Origin of the sequence: Achromobacter animicus, from assembly GCF_902859585.1 — a bacterium.
Lineage (GTDB): Bacteria > Pseudomonadota > Gammaproteobacteria > Burkholderiales > Burkholderiaceae_B > Achromobacter > Achromobacter animicus.
In genome coordinates, this window is the sequence record NZ_CADIJM010000006.1 from 176943 (window position 1) to 199643 (window position 22701).

At 67.6% G+C, this 22701-nt stretch carries 23 protein-coding genes; 2 read left to right on the top strand and 21 right to left on the bottom strand.

Features of this window, described 5'->3' with window-relative positions:
- Window positions 1-16 precede the first annotated feature (16 nt).
- The 16 genes from ccmI to HV681_RS16830 form a co-directional block, all read right to left on the bottom strand.
- Window positions 17-1333, bottom strand: coding sequence for a c-type cytochrome biogenesis protein CcmI (ccmI, locus tag HV681_RS16755; RefSeq protein ID WP_175124116.1), 1317 nt, complete (start codon window positions 1331-1333; stop codon window positions 17-19).
- A complete protein-coding gene (locus HV681_RS16760; protein ID WP_175124199.1) occupies window positions 1330-1788 on the bottom strand; it encodes a cytochrome c-type biogenesis protein in 459 nt (152 codons plus the stop codon). The genes ccmI and HV681_RS16760 overlap by 4 nt, the downstream gene beginning before the upstream one ends.
- A gap of 71 nt (window positions 1789-1859) precedes the next feature.
- Complete coding sequence (locus HV681_RS16765; RefSeq protein WP_175124117.1) at window positions 1860-2381, bottom strand: DsbE family thiol:disulfide interchange protein; 522 nt, start codon at window positions 2379-2381, stop codon at window positions 1860-1862.
- Window positions 2381-4393 (bottom strand): heme lyase CcmF/NrfE family subunit, encoded by a 2013-nt coding sequence (locus HV681_RS16770; RefSeq protein WP_175124118.1) that lies wholly within the window; start codon window positions 4391-4393, stop codon window positions 2381-2383. Before HV681_RS16770 ends, HV681_RS16765 begins: the two co-directional genes overlap by 1 nt.
- A complete protein-coding gene (ccmE, locus tag HV681_RS16775; RefSeq protein WP_175124119.1) occupies window positions 4390-4848 on the bottom strand; it encodes a cytochrome c maturation protein CcmE in 459 nt (152 codons plus the stop codon). Before ccmE ends, HV681_RS16770 begins: the two co-directional genes overlap by 4 nt.
- Window positions 4845-5027, bottom strand: a complete 183-nt coding sequence (gene ccmD, locus HV681_RS16780; RefSeq protein ID WP_175124120.1) for a heme exporter protein CcmD — start codon at window positions 5025-5027, stop codon at window positions 4845-4847. Before ccmD ends, ccmE begins: the two co-directional genes overlap by 4 nt.
- Window positions 5024-5848 (bottom strand): heme ABC transporter permease CcmC, encoded by an 825-nt coding sequence (gene ccmC, locus HV681_RS16785; RefSeq protein ID WP_254594245.1) that lies wholly within the window; start codon window positions 5846-5848, stop codon window positions 5024-5026. The genes ccmD and ccmC overlap by 4 nt, the downstream gene beginning before the upstream one ends.
- Window positions 5849-5855: 7 nt before the next feature.
- Window positions 5856-6521 carry a heme exporter protein CcmB gene (gene ccmB, locus HV681_RS16790; protein WP_175124200.1) on the bottom strand — a complete coding sequence of 222 codons (666 nt, stop codon included), beginning with the start codon at window positions 6519-6521 and terminating at the stop codon, window positions 5856-5858.
- A complete protein-coding gene (ccmA, locus tag HV681_RS16795) occupies window positions 6487-7161 on the bottom strand; it encodes a heme ABC exporter ATP-binding protein CcmA (RefSeq protein ID WP_175124121.1) in 675 nt (224 codons plus the stop codon). The genes ccmB and ccmA overlap by 35 nt, the downstream gene beginning before the upstream one ends.
- The gene (locus tag HV681_RS16800) at window positions 7148-7786 is read right to left on the bottom strand and encodes a cytochrome c3 family protein (protein WP_056569895.1); all 639 of its coding nucleotides are present in this window, start codon (window positions 7784-7786) and stop codon (window positions 7148-7150) included. The genes ccmA and HV681_RS16800 overlap by 14 nt, the downstream gene beginning before the upstream one ends.
- A gap of 16 nt (window positions 7787-7802) precedes the next feature.
- Window positions 7803-8279: a nitrate reductase cytochrome c-type subunit gene (locus HV681_RS16805; RefSeq protein WP_175124122.1), complete on the bottom strand. Its 477-nt coding sequence runs from the start codon at window positions 8277-8279 to the stop codon at window positions 7803-7805.
- Window positions 8280-8298: 19 nt separating this feature from the next.
- Window positions 8299-10794: a periplasmic nitrate reductase subunit alpha gene (gene napA / locus HV681_RS16810; RefSeq protein WP_175124123.1), complete on the bottom strand. Its 2496-nt coding sequence runs from the start codon at window positions 10792-10794 to the stop codon at window positions 8299-8301.
- On the bottom strand, window positions 10778-11119 hold the full coding sequence (locus tag HV681_RS16815) for a chaperone NapD (protein WP_175124124.1): 342 nt from the start codon (window positions 11117-11119) through the stop codon (window positions 10778-10780). The genes napA and HV681_RS16815 overlap by 17 nt, the downstream gene beginning before the upstream one ends.
- On the bottom strand, window positions 11119-11277 hold the full coding sequence (gene napE, locus HV681_RS16820; protein ID WP_056569899.1) for a periplasmic nitrate reductase, NapE protein: 159 nt from the start codon (window positions 11275-11277) through the stop codon (window positions 11119-11121). Before napE ends, HV681_RS16815 begins: the two co-directional genes overlap by 1 nt.
- A gap of 315 nt (window positions 11278-11592) precedes the next feature.
- Window positions 11593-12465 carry a beta-keto acid cleavage family enzyme gene (locus HV681_RS16825; RefSeq protein ID WP_175124125.1) on the bottom strand — a complete coding sequence of 291 codons (873 nt, stop codon included), beginning with the start codon at window positions 12463-12465 and terminating at the stop codon, window positions 11593-11595.
- Window positions 12466-12509: 44 nt separating this feature from the next.
- A complete protein-coding gene (locus HV681_RS16830) occupies window positions 12510-13472 on the bottom strand; it encodes a 3-hydroxyacyl-CoA dehydrogenase family protein (RefSeq protein ID WP_175124126.1) in 963 nt (320 codons plus the stop codon).
- Between the two features lie 121 nt (window positions 13473-13593).
- On the opposite strand from HV681_RS16830, the gene HV681_RS16835 reads away from it, so the two are divergent.
- Window positions 13594-14505 (top strand): LysR family transcriptional regulator, encoded by a 912-nt coding sequence (locus HV681_RS16835; protein WP_175124127.1) that lies wholly within the window; start codon window positions 13594-13596, stop codon window positions 14503-14505.
- A gap of 85 nt (window positions 14506-14590) precedes the next feature.
- Here HV681_RS16835 and HV681_RS16840 read toward each other — a convergent pair whose 3' ends face one another.
- The 5 genes from HV681_RS16840 to HV681_RS16860 form a co-directional block, all read right to left on the bottom strand.
- Window positions 14591-17026 carry a TonB-dependent receptor gene (locus tag HV681_RS16840; protein ID WP_175124128.1) on the bottom strand — a complete coding sequence of 812 codons (2436 nt, stop codon included), beginning with the start codon at window positions 17024-17026 and terminating at the stop codon, window positions 14591-14593.
- A 70-nt stretch (window positions 17027-17096) separates the two neighbouring features.
- Window positions 17097-18149 (bottom strand): FecR family protein, encoded by a 1053-nt coding sequence (locus HV681_RS16845; protein WP_175124129.1) that lies wholly within the window; start codon window positions 18147-18149, stop codon window positions 17097-17099.
- 8 nt (window positions 18150-18157) lie between these two features.
- Window positions 18158-18679 (bottom strand): sigma-70 family RNA polymerase sigma factor, encoded by a 522-nt coding sequence (locus HV681_RS16850; protein WP_175124130.1) that lies wholly within the window; start codon window positions 18677-18679, stop codon window positions 18158-18160.
- Between the two features lie 228 nt (window positions 18680-18907).
- Window positions 18908-19624: a GntR family transcriptional regulator gene (locus tag HV681_RS16855; protein ID WP_175124131.1), complete on the bottom strand. Its 717-nt coding sequence runs from the start codon at window positions 19622-19624 to the stop codon at window positions 18908-18910.
- A gap of 14 nt (window positions 19625-19638) precedes the next feature.
- Complete coding sequence (locus HV681_RS16860) at window positions 19639-21414, bottom strand: IlvD/Edd family dehydratase (RefSeq protein WP_175124132.1); 1776 nt, start codon at window positions 21412-21414, stop codon at window positions 19639-19641.
- Window positions 21415-21634: 220 nt separating this feature from the next.
- Between HV681_RS16860 and HV681_RS16865 the strand changes: the two genes are divergently transcribed.
- Window positions 21635-22630 (top strand): Bug family tripartite tricarboxylate transporter substrate binding protein, encoded by a 996-nt coding sequence (locus tag HV681_RS16865; RefSeq protein ID WP_175124133.1) that lies wholly within the window; start codon window positions 21635-21637, stop codon window positions 22628-22630.
- Window positions 22631-22701: the final 71 nt, after the last annotated feature.

Sequence of the window (22701 nt, forward strand, 5' to 3'; positions counted from 1 at the left end):
CTGACGGCGGAAGCGGTCAGCGCACGACGGTGTCAGCCACCAGTTCCAGCCCGTCGGCGCGCGGCTCCACGTCCGTCAGCACGCCGCTCAGGTCGCCGGCCTGGGCGGCAGCATTGCCCGAGCGGCTGACGCGGATCTCCACGCGAACCTTGCCGGCTTTGGACAGCGTGGCATCCGGCGACATGGACGTGCTGTCGTCCAGCACGAACGCCCGCGGCAGGTCCGCAACCTGCATCTTCAGGATGGCGACCGGCATGCGGGATCCCTCCATGGGGCGCGCCAGGATGAAGACGGTGTCGTTCGGCGCGACCTGGCCGCGCAGCGTGTCGGCGATGCGGGCCTGACCGGTGAGGCGGGCGGGCCCGGAGGGCGTGGTGGCCGGAGCGGCGGGCGTTGCGGAAGTAGCCGGCGTCGACCCTGCCACCGCAGGCGATGCGGACGAGTTACCCGACGCAGCCGCCACCGACGCTCCCGCAGCCCCACCCGTCGCCATGGCGCGCGCCTGCGCGATATTCGTCTGGATCTGCCGTGCCGCCTCCGACTCTGCCGGCAGCAGCTTTTGCAACCGTTCCCAGTGCGTCAGCGCCTCGGCGGCGTCGCCGCGGCGCAGCGCCATCATGCCGGCCAGCGCCAACGCCTTGGGCTGATCCGGCTCGGCCTGCAGCGCCTGCGCGACGGCTGCGATGGAGTCTTCGTCGGGCTGGCCCTGCCGCGCCGACAGCAGCGCGTCGGCCAGATCGGCCAGCACCACGGGCTGGCCGGGCACCAGCCGCAGCACCTCCCGATACGCGGCAATGGCGTCGTTGTAGCGGCCCAGCGTTTCGTAGGAACGCCCCAGCATGTACCAGCCATCGGCATCATCGGGCGAGGCGCGCAGGCGCTGGGCCAGCGCGTTGATCGCCAGCGCCATGTCGTTGTCCGCCTCCTGCGCATGGGGTTCAGGCGTTTGCGCCATGGCGATCGTGGCCGCCGCGCGCGGATTGCCCAACTGCCCGTACAACAGCACGGCGGCCACCGGGACGGCCACCGTCAGCACGCACGCCGCAGCAATGCCGGCGCGCTGTCCGCCCAGCCGTGCGCGGGGATCACGGCGCATTGCCAGGTCCTGCAGCAGATCGCGTTGCAGCTCTTCGTCGGCGCGGGCGTGCGCTTGCGGGCTGAGCGCGCCATTAGCCAGATCGCGCCGCAGTTGCTCCCGCTGCGCCAGGTAGAAGGCGCGCACGCTGGCGTCCGAGGCGGTTTCCGCAGCCGGCGTGCGACGCAGCAGCGGCGGCACCAGGCAGAGCAGGGTGGCCAGCAGCAGGGCCAGGACGATGAGCCAGAGCGTGGTCATGAGCCGGAATCCAGGAAGCGGGCGGCGCGGGCGCGTTCGTCCGCAGTCAGCGGCGCGCGCGTGCCGGCGCGCCGTTTGAGCGTGCGCACCAGCACCAGGAAGCCCACGGCCAGCAGCGCGAAGGGGCCCACCCACAGCAGCCAGGTAATCGGCTTGAAGGGCGGGTCGTAGCGCACGAAGTCGCCGTAGCGGTCTTCGAAGAAGCGCATGATTTCCGTGTCGGTCTTGCCTTCGGCAAGTTGGCCGCGGATGAGCTTGCGCATGTCCAGGGCGAGGGGCGCGTTGGATTCGGCCAGGGTCTGGTTCTGGCAGACGAGGCAGCGCAGGCCGTGCGCGAGCTTGTCGGCGCGCTGTTCCTGTTCGGGTGACAGCACGGGTGAGGGAGCCGGCGCTGCGCGAAGGGTCGCCGGGGTCAGGAATGTGACCAGCAGGCCGGTCACCAGGACGGCCAGCATGGCGACCGTTAGCAGCTTTCGGGGCAGCCGATGCCACGGCGGCAACGGACGGCGTTGCACACGCCGGGCCCTCATTGCAGCGCCTCGATGACCGGCTGCAAGCGGGTACGCCATAGCTCCGGCGTGATCAGCCCCAAATGCTTGTACCGGATGCGGCCGTCGCCGTCGATCACGAACGTCTCGGGCACGCCATACACGCCGTATTCGATGCCGACGCGCCCGTCGACGTCGCTGGCCGACGCCAGGTAGGGATTGCCATTGCGCGCCAGCCACTGCCGCGCCTCGTCGGGTTTGTCCTTGTAGTTCAGCCCATACAGCGCGATGCCATGGCGCTGCGCGGCCTCGCGCAGTACGGGCAGCTCGTCCTTGCACGGCCCGCACCAAGACGCCCACACATTCAGCAGCCAGACCTTGCCCCGCTGCGATTCCACGTCCAGTGTCTTGCCGGGTTCCAGCAGATCCGGCAGGCCGATGGCGGGCGCGGGCTTGTCGATCATGGCCGACGGCACTGCGCGCGGATCGCGCGACAGTCCCTTCGCCAGGAACACGGCCATGGCCAGGAATACGGCAAGCGGCAGCAGATAGCGCAGCATCAATAGCCCTCCCGCGCCGCGCCCGCGGTCTCGGGTAGGGCGGCGTGCGCGTCCTTGCGCGCCTGCGCCTCGCGCGCGCGGCGGTAACGTCCGTCGCCCGCGGCCAGCAGCCCGCCCAGCGCCATCAGGATGCAGCCGGTCCAGATCCACGTCATGAAGGGCTTGACCTGGATGCGCACGGTCCAGGCGTTATCGGCCACAGGTTCGCCCAACGCCACAAACAGGTCGCGGGTAAAGCCGCTGTCGATGTCAGCCTGGCTGAGCGCCATGTCCTGCACGGTGTAGTGGCGCTTTTCCGGATACAGCGTCACCACGGGTTTGCCATCCCGCACCACTTGGAAAACGGCGCGCTGCGCGGTGTAGTTGGGGCCGGTGGCCGGGCCGATGCCGGCAAACGTGAACTGGTAGCCGCCGGCTTCCTGCGTGGCGCCCACGTCGACACGAAGCTCGCGTTTGACCTCATAGCCGTTGGCCAGCGTGACGCCCGCGATGAAGACGCCAATGCCCGCGTGCGCCAACAGCATGCCGTACCACGAGCGCGGCTGGCGGGTCAGCCGCCGCAGCAACTCGCCGTCGCCATCGGTCAGGCGCTGCCAGGCATGCGCCCCGGCGCTGGCGACCGACCAGGCGGCCAGCCACAGGCCCAGCACGATCATCGGGGAACCAAAGCGCGAAGCGCCGGGCATCGCCAGCGGCACAAGCACCGCCGTCAGCACGCTGACCGCAAAGGCCACGCGCAGGCGCTTGCCCAGGTCGGGAAGCTCTGCCTGCTTCCAGCGGGCGACCGGCCCTACGCCCATCAGGAAAATCGCAGGCGTCATCAGCGGCACGAACACGGCTTCGAAGTAGGGCGGGCCGATGGAGATCTTGCCCCACTCCAGCACGTCCAGCACCACCGGATACAACGTGCCCAGCAGCACGGAACCCGCCGCGACCGTCAGCACGACGTTGTTGGACAGCAGCAGCGATTCGCGCGACAGCAGCGAAAAGCCGCCGCCCAGTCCGACCGTGGGCGCGCGCCAGGCGTACAGCGCGAGCGAGCCCCCCACAATCACCGTCATGAAGGCAAGGATGTACAGCCCGCGCCCGGGATCCACGGCGAAGGCGTGGACCGAGGTCAGCACGCCCGAGCGGACCAGGAACGTGCCCAGGATGCTGAGCGAAAACGTGCAGATGGCCAGCAGCACCGTCCAGCTGCGGAAGGCGCCGCGCCGCTCGGTGACGATCAGCGAATGAATCAGCGCGGTGCCTGCCAGCCACGGCATGAAGGAGGCGTTCTCGACCGGATCCCAGAACCACCAGCCGCCCCAGCCCAGCACGTAGTACGCCCATGCGCTGCCCAGCAGGATGCCGATGGTCAGGAACGTCCACGCGGCCAGCGTCCACGGCCGCACCCAGCGCGCCCACATCGCGTCCAGCTCGCCCGACAGCAGCGCCGCGATGGCAAACGCGAACGCCACCGAAAAGCCGACATAGCCCATATACAGCATGGGCGGATGCACGATCATGCCCGGGTCCTGCAACAGCGGATTCAGGTCGCGGCCGGCCATCGCGGCCGGAATCAGGCGCTCAAAGGGATTGGACAGGAACAGCATGAACAGCAGCAGGCCGACGCTGATCCAGCCCATCACCGCCAGCACGCGGCCCACGAAAGCCAAAGGCAGCCGCTTGCTGCACAGCGCCACGGCCAGCGTCCACGCCGTCAGCAGGAGCTGCCAGAGCAGCAGCGACCCTTCATGCCCGCCCCAGACCGCCGCGAAGCGGTAGCCGGCCGGCAGGTCGGCGTGGGAATTCGCGGCCACGTACAGCACCGAAAAGTCGTTGTGCACGAAGGCCCACGCCAGGCAGGCGAAGGCGAGCGTCGTCAGGCCGAACTGCCCGATGGCCGCAGGCCGCGCCACGCTCAGTCCCGCCTGCCAGCCGGTGGCAGCGCCGATGAGCGGCAGGATGCCCTGCGCCAGCGCCACCAGCAGCGCAAGGATGAGGGCGAAAAGGCCGATTTCCGGGATCATTTCGCCTCCGCCCGCAAGGTGGAGGCAGCCCGTTGCTCCGCCTTCTTGATCGCGTCGGCGGCTTCGGGCGGCATGTAGTTTTCGTCGTGCTTGGCCAGCACTTCGGTGGCGCGGAACACGCCGTCCGCGCCCATCTTGCCGGCCACCACCACGCCCTTGCCCTCGCGGAACAGGTCGGGCAGCAAGCCCTGATAGGTGACGGGCACGGCGTGGGCGGTGTCGGTCACGGCAAAGCGCAGCGTCAGGCCGTCGGCCTCCCGTTGCAGCGAGCCTTGTTCGACCAGGCCCCCGACGCGATAGCTGCCGCTGGCGGGCGCCTCGTGCGCGATGACCTGCGTCGGGCTGAAGAAGAACACCAGATTCGATTGCAGGGCGTTGAGCACCAGCGCTGTGGCCAGGCCCAGCAGGGCAAGGCCTCCCACGATGGCGAACGCGCGGCGTTTGCGCGGGCTCATCGGCGCGTCCTTTCTGCATTACGGGCGGGGCCGCCAACATCCTCCTGCCGCCGGCCGCTTCGACGCGCGCGCCGCCACAGTGCCAGCACTTCCCACGCCATCAACGCGAACGTGACGCCGTAGGCGCCCAGGATGTACGGCCCATGGCCTTGTAGCGAAAAGAGGGTGTCCCAGCTCATGGCGCCTCCGTCCGGGCGCTGCTTGCCGATGCGCCCGGCTGTCCGCCGCCCATCTGTCCGGCGTTCTTCTGAATGGCGCCCGGCTCGCGCGCTGCAATGATCCCGCGCACGCGCGCCAGCGCGACCGCTGCGCTGTACAGCCAGAACGCCGCCACCATCAGCAGCATTGCGGTCACCATGATGCGCGCCATGCTCGGGGCGGTTGTCAGGTTGATCGACGCGCCCTGATGCAGCGTGCTCCACCATTGCACCGAGAAATAGATGATCGGCACATTGACCACGCCCGCCAGCAGCAGGATCGCGCCGCCCCGGTCCGCGCGCTGCGTGTCGTCGGTGGCGGCCTGCAGCGCCATGAAGCCCAGGTACAGGAACAGCAGAATCAGCTCGGACGTGAGCCGCGCGTCCCAGACCCACCACGTGCCCCACGTCGGCTTGCCCCACAGCGCGCCCGTCCACAGCGTCAGGAACGTGAAGATCGCGCCAGTGGGCGCCAGCGCGCGCATCATCATGAACGACAGGCGGGTGTTGAAGATGAGCCCCAGCGCGGCATAGCCCGCCATCACCAGGTACAGGAACATCGACATCCAGGCCGCGGCCACGTGGATGAACAGGATGCGATAGACCTCGCCCTGCTGGCTGTCGACAGGCGCGACCACCAGCCCGGTATACAGCCCGGCCGCCGCCAGCAGCGCGGCGCCCACGGCAAAAAACGGAATCATGCGCCCGGCCAGCGGGTAGAACAGCGCCGGCGACGCGTAGCGCATCCAGCTGGATCGCGCGGGGGCGGCGCGAGGGGAGTCGAAGGTGGAGGGATTGTGCATGGATACCTCAGTCCAGCGCCACGCGCAGCGCCGCCGACGCGCTCCAGGGGCAAAGCAGGATCGCCAGGCACAGGCCGGCGCCCAGCAGCGAAAGCTGCGGCCCCGCGCCCAGGCCGGCATGCGTGGCCGACACGGCGCCCGCGCCGAAGATCAGCACCGGCACGTACAGCGGCAGCACCACCAGTGGCAGCAGCGCGCCGCCGCGCAGGCCCAGCGTCAGCGCCGCGCCCAGGCCGCCCACCAGCGCCAGCGTCGGCGTGCCCAGCAGCAGGGACAGCACCAGGATGCCGATGGCGTTCGGCGACAGGCCAAACTGCAGCGCCAGCACCGGGCTGGCAATAATCAGCGGCACGCAGGTGCTGAACCAGTGCGCGCCCAGCTTCACGGCCACCAGCAGCGGCAGCGGATGCGGCGACACCAGCAGTTGCTCCAGCGCGCCGTTGTCGTAGTCCTGCGCGAAGGGACGATGCAGGCTCAGCAAAATGCCAAGCAGGGCGCAGACCCACAAGACCCCCGGCCCGATCGCCAGCAGCAGCACGGGATCGGGACCCACCGCCAGCGGAAACAGCGAACCCGTGACGATGAAGAACAGCGTCGCGCCCAGCGTGTCCGCCGGTCGACGCCAGGCCAGCCGGACTTCACGCAATGCCAACTGAGACAGCGTTGCCAGCATCCGCGTAGTCATCCATGTTCAGGGTTTGGGTGTGATGGGCAGGCGTGCCGGGGGCGCGGTGCGAGGCGACGACGGCGGCGCCGCCCGCGGCCAGATGCGCGCGAAGCGCCTGCGCCAGTTGTTCCAGGCTGGCCGCGTCCAGGCCCGCGTCGGGCTCGTCCAGCAGCCACAGCGGCTTGGCGCCAAGCACCACGGCGGCCAGCGCCAGCCGGCGGCCCTGGCCCTGCGACAGGCGCGCGGCGGGCGTGTGCAGGCAGGCGCCCAGGCGCCAGTCGTCGAGGCAGGCGGCGATCGCGTCGTCGCGCCGCGGCGTGCCGGCCACATGCAGGCTGCACCGCAGGTTTTCCAGCGCGGTCAGGTCGCCCGACAGGCCATTGCCGTGCCCCAGATACGCGGTGCGCGCAAAGTGCGCCGACGGATCACGGCGGATGTCGCCAGCCGGGTCGAAGATGCCGCCGTCCAAAGGACGCAGCAGGCCGGCGAGCATGCGCAAGAGGCTGGTCTTGCCGCTGCCGTTGGCGCCTTGCACGTTCAATAGCTGCCCGGCGTGCAGATCAAAATCCAGCGCGCCGGGGCCGCCGCGCCGGCTGACCAGTCCGCGCGCGCTCAGCACCGGCAGCGGCGCGTCAGCGGGCCGCATTGGCCACCTCGTTGGACGCCCTGGCCGGCGGCGTCGCTTCGGAGGTCTGGCCAGGCGGAATGTGCGGCAGCGTGTGGGCGATGCCCTTGTGGCAGTCGATGCAGGTTTTGGACCGGTCCGCGAGATAGGTCGAGTGCATGTTCTGCGCCCGCACGCTCTGGCGGGTGAAGTCCATGTATTCGTAGTTGTGGCAGTTGCGGCATTCCAGCGAGTCGTTCGCCTTGAAGCGCGCCCATTCGTGCTGCGCCAGTTCCAGCCGCTTGTCGACGAACTTCTCGCGCGTGTCGATGGTGCCGAAGATCTTGCCCCAGACCTCCTTGGACGCCTGCATCTTGCGGGCGATCTTGTCGGTCCAGTTGTGCGGAACGTGGCAGTCCGAGCATAGCGCCCGCACGCCGGAACGATTGGTGAAGTGGATCGTGCCCTTCAGCTCCGAGTACACGTTGTCGCGCATTTCATGGCAGCCGGTGCAGAACTTCTCGGTGTTCGTCAGTTCCATGGCGGTGTTGAACGCGCCCCAGAACAGGATGCCGCCGATGAACCCGCCCACCGTCAGAAAGCCCAGGCTGAAGTGCACGCTGGGCCGGCGGATGATGTTCCAGTAACGCTTGATGAGCTTGACCATGACGGGCTCCTGTCCCTTACTTCTTTTCGGGCGCCGGAGCAGATAGGCGCTTGAGGATCACGTCGATGTCCTGGAAATTGTTCGGGACCAGCGGCTTGGCCTCCGTTTGCGGCACGTGGCATTGCAGACAGAAGTACCGGCGCGGGGACACTTCGGCCAGCACGTTGCTGTCGCGGTCCATGTAGTGCGTCACGCTCAGCGGCACCGCCTGGGTCTGCTCGGTGTTCACGCGGGCGTGACAGGCCAGGCAGCGGTTGAAGTTCTTGTCGATCTGGTAGCCGTCGATCTTGTGCGGAATGGTGGGGGGCTGCATCGAGTACGTGCGCATGCGCCGCACGTCGCGGTTCTCGACCGGGGGCATCAGCGGCGGCGTGGCCGACTCGGTCAGGGGCGTCGGGCCCCGCATGGGATCGATCATCGGATCGGTCGGCGCGGCCCAGGCGTTGGCGCCGATCAGAAAGACCAGGGCGATCGAAGTGGCGCGAATGTTCATGAGCGTCTCCGTCGGGCCGTCAAGCCTTGGTGATCTTGACCGCGCACTTCTTGAAGTCGGTCTGGAACGAGATCGGATCGGTGGCGTCGAGCGTGACCTTGTTGATCAGTTGGCCGGCATCGAACCAGGGCACGAACACCAGGCCGCGCGGCGGCTTGTTGCGTCCGCGCGTTTCCAGCCGGGTCTGCATCTTGCCGCGCCGCGACGCAATCTCCACCAGTACGCCGCGCCGCAGGCCCATGGCCTGCGCGTCGTCCGGGTGCATGAAGCACACCGCATCGGGAAAGGCTCGGTATAGCTCCGGCACGCGCCGCGTCATCGACCCCGAATGCCAATGCTCCAGCACGCGGCCGGTCGACAGCCAGAAGGGGTATTCCTCGTCCGGCACCTCGGGGGGCGGCTCATAGGGCAGGGCATAGATGTTCGCCTTGCCGTCGGGGTTGCCATAGAAGTTGAAGCCGGAGCCCACCTTCACGTACGGATCCGCCTTTTCGCGATAGCGCCAGCGCGTCTCGACTCCGTCCACCACGGGCCAGCGCAGGCCGCGCACCTGGTGATAGGTGTCAAACGGCGCCAGGTCGTGGCCATGACCGCGGCCGAATTCCGCATATTCCTCGAACAGGCCCTTCTGCACGTAGAAGCCGAACGCCTTGGCCTCATCGTTGGCGTATTCCGGGTCCAGTTCCGTGTTCGGAAACTTGTTGACCTTGCCGTTTTCGTACAGCACCTGAAAGAGCGTCTTGCCCCGCAGCTCGGGCTTCTTGGCCAGCAGGTCCGCCGGCCAGACTTCGTCCGTGGTGAAGCGCTTGGAAAACTCCATCAACTGCCACAGGTCCGACCGCGCGCCGCTGGGCGCGTTGACCAACTGGTGCCAGAACTGCGTGCGGCGCTCGGCGTTGCCGTAGGCGCCTTCCTTTTCGACCCACATCGCTGTAGGCAGCACCAGATCGGCCGAGATCGTGGTGACCGTCGGGTAGGCGTCGGACACCACGATGAAGTTCGCCGGATTGCGGTAGCCGGGATACCCTTCGTTCAACATGTTGGCCGCGGCCTGCATGTTGTTGTTGACCATCACCCAGTAGGCGTTGATGGTGCCGTCCTTCAGCATCCGGTTCTGCAAGACCGCGTGCGCGCCAACCTTTTCAGGGATGGTGCCGTCGGGCAGCCCCCAGACCTCCTCGGCGCGCGCCCGGTGCTTCGGATTGGTCACGACCAGGTCCGCGGGCAGGCGATGCGAGAACGTGCCTACTTCGCGCGCGGTGCCGCAGGCGGACGGCTGGCCCGTCAACGAGAACGGGCTGTTGCCCGGTGTGGAAATCTTGCCCGTCAGCAGATGGATGTTGTAGACCAGATTGTTCGCCCACACGCCGCGCGTGTGCTGGTTGAAACCCATGGTCCAGAACGACATGACGCGAATCTTCGGATCGGCGTACAACTCGGCCAGCGCTTCCAGATTCCGCTTTGGCACGCCCGTCAATTTGGCGGTGTAGTCCAGGTCGTATTTGGAGACGAACTTTGCGTATTCATCGTAAGTGATCGGGCGCGAGCCGCCGGCGTTGTTGGCGTTCTTGGCGGCCTTTTGCAGCGGGTGCTCGGGACGCAGGCCGTAGCCGATGTCGGTGTTGCCTTCCAGGAATCGCGTGTGTTCGTCGATGAATTCCCGGTTGACGCGCTTGGTCTTGATGATGTGGTTGGCGATGTAGTTCAGGATCGCCAGGTCGGTTTGCGGCGTGAACGTCAAAGAGATGTCGGCCAGTTCATACGACCGGTTCTCGAACGTGGACAGCACCACCACCTTGGTATTGGGCTTGCTCAACCGCCTGTCGGTCACCCGCGTCCACAGGATGGGGTGCATTTCCGCCATGTTCGCGCCCCACAGCACGAAGGCGTCGGCGTTTTCGATGTCGTCGTAGCAGCCCATGGGCTCGTCGGCGCCAAAGGTGCGGATGAAGCCCACCGCCGCCGACGCCATGCAGTGGCGCGCGTTCGGATCGAGGTTGTTGGTCCGCAACCCCGCCTTCATCAGCTTGAGCGCCGCGTAGCCTTCCCAGATCGTCCACTGGCCCGAGCCGAACATGCCGACGGCTTCCGGGCCCTTGTCCTTGAGCACGCGTTTGAACTGTTCGGCCATGACGTCGAACGCCTGGTCCCACGACACCGGCGCCAGCTCGCCATCCTTGGCGTACTTGCCGTCCTTCATGCGCAGCAGCGGCGTCGTGAGCCGGTCGTTGCCGTACATGATCTTGGACAGGAAATAGCCCTTGACGCAGTTCAGGCCGCGGTTGACCTCGGCGTTGAAGTCGCCGTGCGTCGCCACGACCTGGTTGTCCTTCACCGCGACGTTCACGCCGCAGCCGGTTCCGCAGAACCTACAGGGCGCCTTGGACCACTTCAGCTTGGCGGCTTCCGAATCCGTCACGATGTTCTGCGTGTAGCCCACGATGGGGATGCCGGCTACCGTGGCGGCAGCGGCGGCGGCAGATTGCTTGATGAACTCTCTACGAGCTATGGACATCGTCAATCTCCTCATTCATCGCGGCAAGCGTGTCGGAATGCTGATAGACCAGCGCGGATGCCAGCACGCCGTCCAGCCGCTGGATCTGCGCTATCTGCGCAAGCATGTCTTCGGTAGAGGGGGCTTCCAGGGTGACGACCAGCTTGCCGGTCTCGGAAGCGCCGTGGATTTCCGCGCCGCCGATCGCGAGGATCGCGCCGCGCACGTCCGCCAGCCGGCGTGGGGCGGCATGCACCACCATGCTGGCGATGTGCAGCTCGGGCGCCGCGCTACAGGGCGCGGAGGCGGGCTGATTGGGGGGGATGGGGGGGCGGAGGCTTTGCATCAGCTTCCCGGGGGGCCTGCGAACATCTGGTAGATCCAGACCGCAAAACCGTACCCGGCCACGATGATCACTGCCAACACCGGGGCCATGACTGCCGTCAGGAATAGGAAACTTCGCAGTTCCTGGGCTTTTGTGTAGCCATCGGATTCGTCTTGCACACACCACCTCGCAGCAGAAACTTGTGGGGGTATTGCGTTAAACGTACAGATGCGAAAGTTTGTAGCAGATACGCTTGCGCGGCGTCAATGTTGCAACACAGCGAAATAATGTCGGAGAGATTACAGAGCGGGGGAAAGGGGGCGCGTGCGATCACCGGCAGGGGGCGATCGAAAGCGGGGTATCCGGCGGCCCCCAGTCGACTGTGCGGATAAGCTGACAACGGTTAAATCCGCAGCCAGTTGACCGGCAGCCGGAATAACCGGTTGCGGATTAGCCGGCTGCGATTTGCTTGCACCGCGTCAATCGTTAGCGCATCAACCGATCGCGCCGTAGATACGCCGCGCGTCCGCCGCCGTCGCCAGCGGCCGGCCCAGCGCCCGCGCGCCTTGCGCGGCCTGGGCGACCAGCGCCGCGTTGTCCGGCGCCACCGACCCGTCGCGCAGCTTCAGATTGTTTTCAAACCCGACTCGCATATGGCCGCCAAAGGCCGCCGCGGTCGTGACGCAGGCGTTTTCCTCGGGACCGAAGGCGCAGATCGCCCAGGGCAACGAATGGTCGTAAGCGGCCAGGAACGGCAGCAGGTCGTAGGCCGACGACGTCTGTCCCGCGCTGTAACGGCCCAGCACGAACAGCACCGACCATGCGCCCGGCGGCACCAGACCGCGCGCGCGCAGCGACAGCCAGCGGCGCACGTCGGCGTCGTCGTACAGGATGATCTGCGTCATGACGCGTCGGTCGGCCAGCCACGCCAGGAAGGCGGCCAGCTCCGCTTCCGGAATGCCGGGCACGGCGATTTCGCGCAGGCCGATGGAGACGGCTTCGGGCTGCAATTCGCGCACCATCGCAATCTGCTCGGCGGCCTGATAGACGCCCGCCGCCTCGCTCGTCACCTGCACCAGCAGTTCGTCGCCGACGGCGCGCTGCACCGCCGCGAGCGCGTCGCGATAGGCCTGCGCATCCAGCAGATGGCTGCCGTCGGGCTTTCGGACGTGCATGTGCATCATCGCGGCGCCGGCGTCCAGGCATGCCCGGGCCTCGGCGGCCAGCGCGTGTGCGGTCAGCGGCACGGCGGGGTGGTCGGCAGCCTTCTTGTACGCGCCGTTGGGCGCGACGGTGATGATGACGGGCGAGTCGGCCAACGCGGCGCGGGGGAGGGCCGGAGCGGTGGCTGATGCAGAGGTGGCCATGGTAGCGGGTGCGCAAGCAGGCACGGAGTGGGTTGCAGGCGAATTCAAGGCTTGATCTCCGGCAGTTCGGGAGCGATCAGGTCCAGGCCGGCGCGCAGCAGCCGGTCGTAACGGGCGCGCTCTGCGGTAATAGTCTCGGGCGTCCAGGCATAAAAACCTTCGCCTGCCTTCATGCCATGCCGGCCGTCCGCGGCGCGTTCGGTCAGACAGCGCGCCGGATGGTCGGCGTTGCAGAACGTGGGATACATGGTTGCGCCGGCCGCCGCGTGCACGTCGATGCCCGCGTGATCGCGCTGCATCACGGGACCCGCCGCCAGGAACCGGAAACCAAATCCGAACCGCACGGCGGCGTCCACGTCCTCGGGCGACGCGATGCCGCGGTCGATGAGGTCGAAGGCTTCGCGCGACAGCGCGTGCTGCAGGCGGTTCGCCAGAAAGCCCGGCAGATCCTGCTTCACCTTGACCGGCACGCTGCCGCAGCGCCGCATGAAGTCGATCAGCGAATCCGCGCAGGCCTCGTCGCTGGCTTCGCCCAGCACCACTTCCACGAGCGGCACGAGGTGCGCCGGCATGAAGAAGTGCAGGCCCAGCATGCGGCCGCGCGTGTCCAGCCCCTGGCTGATCGCGCTGATCGGGAAGCTGGAACTGTTGCTGGCCAGAATGGCATCGGGCCGCGTGCGCCGCGCCAGGTCCGCAAAGAGCGCCTGCTTGATGTCCAGGCGCTCGGGAATGCACTCGATCACCAGATCCACCGTGGACCAGTCCACCTCGTCCAGCGACGGCGCGGTGGCCAGCAGGGCGGCGTTTGACTCGCGCCCGATGGTCTTCAGGTTTTCCGCCACGCGCGCCGGCAGACCGGCCGCGCGCTCGGCATTCGATTCGATCACCGTCGTGCGGCACGCCGCGCGCGTCAACACGACGGCGACATCCGCACCCATCGTGCCGCCGCCCACCACCACCGCATGCGCCGCGCCCGGATTGGGCAGCGCGTTCGTGTCTTTCTGCATGCTGTTCTCCTGATTCTGAAATCACGCTTGGGCGCGAGTGTAGAGAAGGGCGGTTGATTGATGAATCAGAATTTTTGAATAGAATGATCGGTCAATCAGATCAATAGGCCGGGGACAAAACATGCAGATCAACCTGTCGATGCGGGATATCGACACCACGCTGGTGCTGGGCCGAACGCTCAACTTCCGCCAGGCCGCGGGGCAGCTGCATCTGTCGCAATCCGCGCTGTCCACCCAGATCCAGCGCATCGAGGACGCGCTCGGCGTGCGCCTGTTCGACCGCACCACGCGCACGGTGCGGCTGACGGCGGCGGGCGAGGTCTTCCTGCAACAGGCCGCGACCCTGCAGGCGGCATTCCGCGATGCCATCGCCGCGGTCGGCAGCATCTCCAGCGCGGAACAGGGGCAGGTGTCGGTGGCGGCGTTGCCATCGCTGGCAGCACGGCTGCTGCCGCGCGTGCTGATGACGTACCGCCAGGCGCACCCAAATGTGGCGCTCAAGGTTCGCGACACGCTCTCCGGTCCGGCCTTCGACCTGGTGCGCGCGGGCGAGGTGGACTTTGCGCTGACCGCCGCCGACCCGCAGCACGCCGACCTGCACTATGTGCCGCTGATGTCCGACAGCTTCATCTTGCTGATTCCGGAGGCACATCCGCTGGCGCGGGCCAAAGGGCCGCTGCGCTGGGCCGACACGGCTGGAGCGGAACATGTATCCATGGTGCATCCAAGCAGCGTGCGCCAATACACGGAATGGGCCTTTCTGCAGAACCGCATCCGCTTCGCACCCGCATTCGAGGCCGAGCACCTGACCACCATCGTGGCGATGGTCGAATGCGGGTTTGGCGTCGCGGCGTTGCCGGAAATCGCCGCAGGCGCGGTGGCGCAGACCGGCATCGTGCAGCGGCGGCTGACAGCGCCGGTGGCCGAGCGCTCGATTGGGTTGGTGACGGCCCGCCACCGCAGCTTGTCGCCGGCTGCGGTGGCGCTGGTGCAGACGTTGAGGGAATACGTGGCGGCGCAGCCGCGGCAATAAAAAAGCCGGCCTCATGGCTGAGGCCGGCTCTGCGGCATGAAGGCGATTCGCGGCGTCGGCCGTGAACCGCTGCAGGCCCGTTGGATCAAAAGTCAATCTGCGCCGACAACAAGAACGTACGCGGCGCAGCAACCGTCGCGTACGAGCCGCTGGCCAGCCAGAAGTCCTTGTTGAACAGGTTCTCGATGTTTGCGCGGAACACCACGGAGCGGCCCAGGATCTCGGTGTTGTAGCGCGCGCCGATGTCGTAGCGCGTCCACGAGGGCAGGGTCAGCGTGTTGGCCGCGTTGAAGTACATCGACGACGTGTGGATCACGCGGGCGTTCAGGCTCAGGCCGCGGACCCACGGCGTGTCCCAGTCCACCCCCAGGTTGAAGGTGTTCTTCGGCACGCCGTTGGCGTCGTTGCCGTCGTTCACGCCGCCTGCGGTCTGCTTGAGCGTGGCGTCGTAGAACGTGGCGCTGGCCATCATGCGCAGGCCCGGCATGGCTTCGCCGAAGGCGGCCAGTTCCAGGCCGCGATTGCGTTGTTCGCCGTCGAAACTGTAGATGCGCGTGTCGGGATCGGTCATCGAGTTCGGGCGCGTGATCTGGAACACCGAGGCGCTGGTGATGATCTTGCCCCAGTCGACCTTGACGCCCGCTTCATACTGCTTGGACTTGTACGGTGCGAAGACCTGGCCGGCGTTGGCGGCGGTGGCCGGCGCGATGCCGCCGCGCGTCAGGCCGGACGTGAAGTTGCCGTACAGCGAGACGTTGGAGATCGGCTTGAACACGATGCCTGCGACCGGCGAGATCGCGCTTTCGTCGTAGGAGCCAGTGCGCGCGCCGGTGGTGGCCGAGTAGTTGTCGAGCACGACGCGCTGGTTGCGCATGCCGCCGGTGATCAGCAGGGTGTCGCCGGCGAAGGACAGGGTGTCGGTCAGCGTGTAGCTGGTCAGCTCGGTCTTGGATGCCTTTTGCGGCGCGCCGCGGTCGGCGGTGACGGGCGGTAGCGGGGCGGGCCGGAAGATGCTGGACGGCACGCCAGGACCGGAGGAGGTGACGTAGGCGTTGCCGGACTCCTGGTCCAGGCGCGTGGCCGACAGGTTCACGGTGTGGCCGATGCCCCAGGTATCGAAGCGGGCGCGCAGACCGATGTCGCCCGTCCACGTGCGCGAGTACGAATCGTAATAGGCGTTGGACACCGTGAAATTGCCCTGCGCGTCTGCGGGACCCGACGGGAAGGTCTGCTCGGCAGTGCCGTAGCGGTAGCCGGTGGCGCCGTAGACCATCAGGTGGTCATTGATGTCGTACTCGAGGCGGGTGGCCACGGTCGAATCGTTCAGCGTGAGCTCGGTGCCGGGGTAGAAATTGCGATGGCCCGAGGGCGGGGAGGGCAGCGAAGTCACATTCGACTGAAAGCCGATCTGCGGACGGAAGTTGTCGATGTTCTCGTGCTGGGTGTAGGCGTCCAGCGACCAGCGCAGCTTGGTGCCGCGGTAGTCCAGCGCCAACGCGCCCACGCCTTGTTCCTGCCTGCCGTCGTCGATGTTGGTGTCGCCGTTGCTGTAGACGCCGTTGACGCGGATGCCCCATTCGTTGTTGTCGCCAAAGCGCCGGCCCATGTCGAGCTGGCCGCCCAGTTGCGATTTGCTTTGGTAGGTGGTGGTCAGGCGAGTCAGGGGCTCGTCGCCGGCGCGCTTGGTGACGATGTTGATGCCGCCCCCGATGCTGCCGTTGGGGCCGATGCCGTTCATCAGCGTGCCGGGGCCTTTCAGGACTTCGACGCGCTCCATCATGGCGGCGGGCATGCGGCTGGCGGATGCCAGGCCGTAAAGGCCGTTCAGGCCGACGTCGCCGGCAGCCACGGAGTAGCCGCGGATCTGGAACTCGTCGGAAAAGCCGCCGCTGGAGGTGGTGGTGCGCACCGAGGATTCGCTGATGACGATGTCGGCCAGCGTGCGCGCCTGCTGGTTCTCGATCATCTGCGCGGTGTAGTTGGTGGTGCTGAACGGCACGTCCATGACGTCGCCCGTGCCCAGCACGCCCAGGCCGCCGCCGCGCGCCACCTGACCTCCCGCGAACGGCGCGGGCAGGTGGGGGTCGGCGGCGGAAGCGGTCACCGTCACGGCGGGCAGGTTGGTGGTGGCGATGCCCGCGTTGGCGGGGCGGTCCAGGACGTAGCTGCCGTTCGACTGCGGCAGCACGCGGATGCCGGTGCCGGCCAGCAGGGCGTCCAGACCGCCCCGCACGCCGTAGGTGCCGCGCAGCCCGTTGCTTTGCAGGCCGACCGTCACTTCGGGCCGGAACGACAGCACGATGCCGGCTTCGCGTCCGTAGCGGCCCAGCGCGTCCTCCAGCGTTCCCGCGGGGATGTCGAAGCTGCGGGTGGCGGCGGCCTGCGCGTGGGCGGCGGTGGGGATGGCCAGCGCGGGCGCCGCGAGCAGCGTGGCGGTGGCGATGCGGCCCGCCAGGCGCGCCGTGGCCGCGCGTCGCAGGAAACGGGAGGACTGGCGCTTGGGCGCCCGGACGTGATTCATGAACTGGCCTTTCAGAGAGGTGAGGTTGCTGTGTGCTCACCTGCCTTGACCCGCCAGATCGCAAAACGGATCAACTATTTTGTAACGGCGGTGCGGGACGTGCCGGGCCGGGGCCGGCGATGAGGTGCAGCCGGCGTCCGCGCCAGAGCCGCGTCTCGGTTTCGACGCGGACATCCAGCGTGGCGCTGAGCGCGGCCAGCACCTTGTCCACGTTGCTGACAGGAAACGAGCCTGACAGCCGGAGGTCCGAGACGGCGGGGTCGCAGCTGATCGTGTCGCGGCTATACCGTCCCAGCTCGGCGACGAAGTCGGCCAGTCGCATGCCGCGGGCCACGATGAACCCGTCCTTCCAGGCGATCTGGTTTTCCTCTGCGGTGGCGGGCTGCGCGATGCCCCGCGCGGAGTAGTTGGCGCGCAATCCCGCCTGCAATGTCAAGCCGTGCTCGGCATCGTCACGCGGCCGGATCTGGACAGCGCCTTGGAAAACGCTGACTTCCGTCGAGCCATCCAGCAGCCGTACGGCGTACTCGGTGCCGAGCGCGCGCGCGGTGCCGTGGGCGGTTTCAACGCAGAACGGCCGGTTCGGCGTACCCGATTCGTGGGCCGTCGCGATCAGGATCTCGCCCGCGATGAGCGTCACGCGCCGGCGGTCGGTGGTGTAGTGCACGTCGATGGCGCTGTCCGTGTTCAACACCAGGCGGGTGCCGTCCGGCAGCGTAACGTTGCGGCGTTCGCCAATGGCGGTGCGATGGTCCGACGTCCAGCTGCGCCACGGCGTGATCTGCCCCACGCCCCACGCCGCGCCGCTCGCGATGGCCAGCGCGCTCATGGTTTTCAAGGCGCGGCGGCGCTGGGCGGAAGCAGGTGCGGCCAGCGCTGCCTTCGCGATGGCTGCGTTGGCGGGTCCGGCCAGCGGCCGCAGCGTGCCCTGCACGGATTCAATGCGCAGCCACGCGCGCTCGTGGTCCGGGTGCGCAGCGCGCCAGGAGGCCCATTCGCGCACCGTTTCCGGCGCGACGGGTTCGTCTTGCAGTTCCACCAGCCATTCCAGCGCGCGCTGCGCGACGGCGGGCGGCAGGGTGGCGGCGTCGCGCGTGTTTCCGTACCAGGACGAGGCGGACATGCGCCGGCTCATCCCGTGAAGGAAAGATCGGCAAAGCAGCAGCGCTGCAAGGCCTTGACGAGGTAGCGCTTGACGGTGGGGATCGAGATTCCCAACGCGTCGGCCACCTGGGCGTGGGTGTGACCTTCAAGCTGCGACAACAGAAAGGCCTGCCGCACGAGGGCGGGCAGGCCGTCCAGCAGGCGGTCCAGCTCCAGCAAGGTTTCCAGCACGATGGCCCGGTCTTCGGGCGACCAGTGCACCGCTTGCGGCGCCTGGGCCAGCGCGTCCAGGTACGCGCGTTCGAGCTTTTCGCGGCGCCAATGGTTGGACACCAGATGCTGCGCCACGGTGGTCAGAAACGCGCGCGGTTCCGTGAGCGTGGCGGGAATGCGTTCGCTGCTCAGGAGGCGGATGAAGGTGTCGTGCGCCAGGTCTTCGGCCTGATCTGCATTGCCCAGGCGGCGTCGCAACCAGCCCCTCAGCCAGGAGTGATGATCGCTATAAAGTGTTTCGATGGAGGAGGGGAAGGCGCATCCCGGCGTACTCAAGATCCAACCTTTTGGTCTAGCCGCCGGCGCCTCGCAGTGGGAGGCGGGACAACTGCACATGCGAATTTCTGGAAATAGTAATTGTTATTATTACCGATTCCAGGCACGGCTTGTCAAATTGTTGCCGAGCGCGCACGGCCGGGCGTTGCCCGGAAACGTCAGACGTAAGTGGCGAGGCGGGGCGGTCGGATGTGAGCGTTTGGACGGCGAGCCGTTACACGCGAGCGGTTAGACCGACGCGGAAGGCGCCAGATAGGTGCCCTGCGTCTGCGCATACGCCTGTTGCGACGCCAGATAGGCATCACGCGACGGAATCAGGTGATCACGGCACACCGCCATCAGCGCGTCGCGGTCGCCGTCGCGCAGCGCCTGGATCATCGTCCAGTGTTCCTGGCGCGCGCGTTCGCGGTGCCCGGCCGTCACCAGCGAGCCGAAGCGGATCGGGTGGGTGCGGCGCGCGTATTCCTCGATGGCCTGTCCCAGCACCGCGTTGTCCAAGAGCCCAACGAATTCACGATGAAAGCGCTGGTTGCTGCGGAACACGCGGCGCGCGTCGCCGGCCGCGACAGCCGCATCGTGTTCGCGCTGCACCGCCACCAGCGCGGCCAGCCGCGCCTCGGACACGGGCAGCGGCATCTGGCGGGCGGCGTGCACTTCCAGCACTTCACGCAAGGCATAGAGCTCCATCACCTCGCGCACGGAAAACGCGCGCACCACCGCGCCGATGTTGCGCTTTTTCTCGACCACGCCCAGCAGTTCCAGGTCGACCAGCACCTGGCGCACCGCGTGCCGCTTCATGCCGAAGCGCGCCATCAGCTCGTCCTCGGTCAGGCGTTCGCGCGGATGCAGCCGGCCGAAGACGATGTCTTCTTCCAGCGTGGCCACCGCTGCCTGGACGGCGTCGGGGGCGGGTTCCTGCAAGGCGGCGGGCGTGATGGCGTTCATGGCAAAAGGCGGGGTTACTTCTTGGGGACCGTGTCGTTCGTGACACCGGCGCGCAGGAAGTCGAAGTCGACGCCCTGATCGGCCTGCGTCACCGACTGCAGGAACAGCTTGCGGTAGCCGCGGTCGGCGGTGGGGCGCGTGATGGGATTGGCGGCGGTGCGGCGCGCAAGCTCGGCGTCATCGACCAGCAGCGCGATCTCGCGCCGGGCCACCGACAGGCGGATGCGGTCACCGTTCTGCACATAGGCCAGCGGACCGCCGATGGCGGATTCGGGCGTGACGTGCAGCACGATGGTGCCGGCCGCGGTGCCGCTCATGCGGCCGTCCGAGATCCGGACCATGTCCTTGACGCCTGCGCGCGCCAGCTTCTTGGGAATGGGCATGTAGCCGGCTTCGGGCATGCCGGGCGCGCCGGTGGGGCCGATGCGCTTGAGCACCAGGATGTCGTCGGCGGTCACGTCCAGCGCGTCGTCGTCTATGCGGCGCGCCATGTCTTCGGCGTCCTCGAACACGACGGCGCGGCCTTCGTGCTCCATCAGCTTGGGGTTGGCTGCAGATTGCTTGATGATGGCGCCGCCGGGCGCGAGGTTGCCGCGCAGCACCGCCAAGCCGCCCACCGGATAGATGGGGGCGGCGGCCGTGCGGATGACGTCCTGCTTGAAGGGCGGCGGGGCGTCGTCCAGTTCTTCGCCGAGCGTGCGGCCGGACACGGTGAGGACGTCCAGATGCAGGAACGGGCGCAGCTCGCGCAGCAGCGCGGGCATGCCGCCCGCGTCGTGGAAGTCTTCCATATAGTGCTGGCCCGACGGCTTCAGGTCGACCAGCACGGGCGTCTCGCGGCTGATGCGGTCCAGGCCGGCCAGGTCGATGTCGATGCCCAGGCGGCCGGCGATGGCGGTCAGGTGGACGATGCCGTTGGTCGACCCGCCGATGGCGAGCAGCACGCGAAGCGCGTTTTCGATGGACTTGCCGTTCAGGATGCGGTCCGGGGTCAGGCGCGAGGCTGCCATGGCGACGGCCGTGGCGCCGGTGTGTTCAGCCACGCGGACGCGGTCGGCGGTGACGGCCGGGGCGGACGCGCCGCCCGACACCATCATGCCCAGCGCCTCGGTAATGCAGGCCATGGTGCTGGCCGTGCCCATGACGGAACAGGTGCCGACACTGGCAACCAACTGGTTGTTCACGTCGGCGATCTCGACGGCGTCGATCTCTTCGGCGCGGTAGCGGCCCCAGTAGCGGCGGCAGTCGGTGCAGGCGCCCACGCGTTCGCCGCGGTGCGAGCCGGTCAGCATCGAGCCGGTGACGAGCTGGATGGCGGGCACGCCGGCCGAGGCGGCGCCCATCAGTTGTGCGGGCACGGTCTTGTCGCAGCCGCCGATCAGCACGACGGCGTCCATCGGCTGCGCGCGGATCATTTCCTCGGTGTCCATCGACATGAGGTTGCGCAGGTACATGCTGGTGGGCTGCGAGAAGCTCTCGTGCACCGAGATGGTGGGGAAGTCCATGGGCAAGCCGCCGGCCAGCATGACGCCGCGCTTGACGGCCTCGATGAGTTGCGGCGCGTTGCCGTGGCAGGGGTTGTAGCTGCTGCCGGTGTTGACGATACCGATGATGGGACGCGCCAGCGCATCGTCCGACAGGCCCGCGCCCTTGATGAAGGCCTTGCGCAGGAACAGCGAAAAGCCAATGTCGCCGTAGTTGGTCAGCCCGCGGGCGACGCCGCGCGCGGTGGCGCTGTCGCTGTCAAAAGGGCCCTTGCCGGGCTTGCCGCCCTTGGTGTCGTCCGTCATTTTCAGTCCCGATAATATTATTGATAATCCTGCGGCGACATCATATCCAGCCCGTTGCCGGGCCTGCAAGCGGTTTATGGCAGTAGCTTAATTGATCTGCTTTAGAGATCAGTCGATAGAAAAATACCGATTCTTCAATCAAGGGTGGCCCCCTACACTGGCGCCGTTGACGAACCGGGCGTCCGTTCATTCCTATACCCATCCCGGCTGGAGAGACCACATGTCAGACCTGCGTCTGCGGCCGCGCCGCGCCGTGCTGTTTTCCCTGCTGGCGCTGTGCGCCGGCGTTTCCGCCCCGGCATTCTCGGCCGACGCCTATCCCGACAAGCCGATCCGCATGATCGTGCCTTACCCGCCCGGCGGCGCCACCGACGTGATCGGCCGCGTGCTTGCGCAGGAACTGACGGGCGCGCTGGGCCAGACCGTGGTGGTGGAAAACCGCGCGGGCGCAGCCGGCAACATCGGTGCGGACCAGGTGGCCAAGGCGCAACCCGACGGCTACACGCTGCTGATGGGCGCGCTGACCAGCCACTCCATCAACGCCGCGCTCTACCGCGGCCGCGTCACGTACGACGTGGAAAAGAGCTTCGCGCCCGTCGCCATCGTGGGCACGGTGCCCCTGGTGTTCGTGGTGAACCCGTCGGTGCCGGCCAAGACGCTGCCCGAGTTCATCGCACTGGCCAAGTCCAAGCCCGGCTACATGACCATGGCATCCGCCGGCAACGGCTCGCCCCAGCATCTGGCCGGCGAAATGTTCAAGCGCACCGCCGGCGCGGACATCCTGCACGTGCCCTACAAGGGCAGCGGCCCGGCGATGACCGACCTGATGGGCGGCCAGGTGCTCAGCATGATCGAAACGGTGCCTGCCGCGCAGGGCAACATCAAGGCGGGCAAGCTGCGCGCGCTGGCGGTGACCTCGCCGCAACGCGTCGATGCGCTGCCCGACGTGCCTACCGCCGCCGAAGCCGGCCTGAAGGACTTCGAGGTCAGCTCGATGTTCGGCATCGTGGCCCCGGCCAACACGCCCGCACCGGTCATTGATCGCCTGAATGCCGAGCTCAAGAAGATCCTGGCCAAGCCCGAGGTCAAGGCGTCGCTCTTGAACCAGGGCGCGATTGCGACGTGGACGTCGCCTGCTGACGCCAGCGCGCGTGTGTCGGCTGAAGTCGCGCGCTGGACCAAGGTGATCGACGAGGCGGGCGTGAAGGGCGAGTAAGCCGCTTCGGACGGCGCGCCGCGCCTCATTGCTCCCTACGCCGGAAATTCGCCACGGATTTCCGGCGTTCT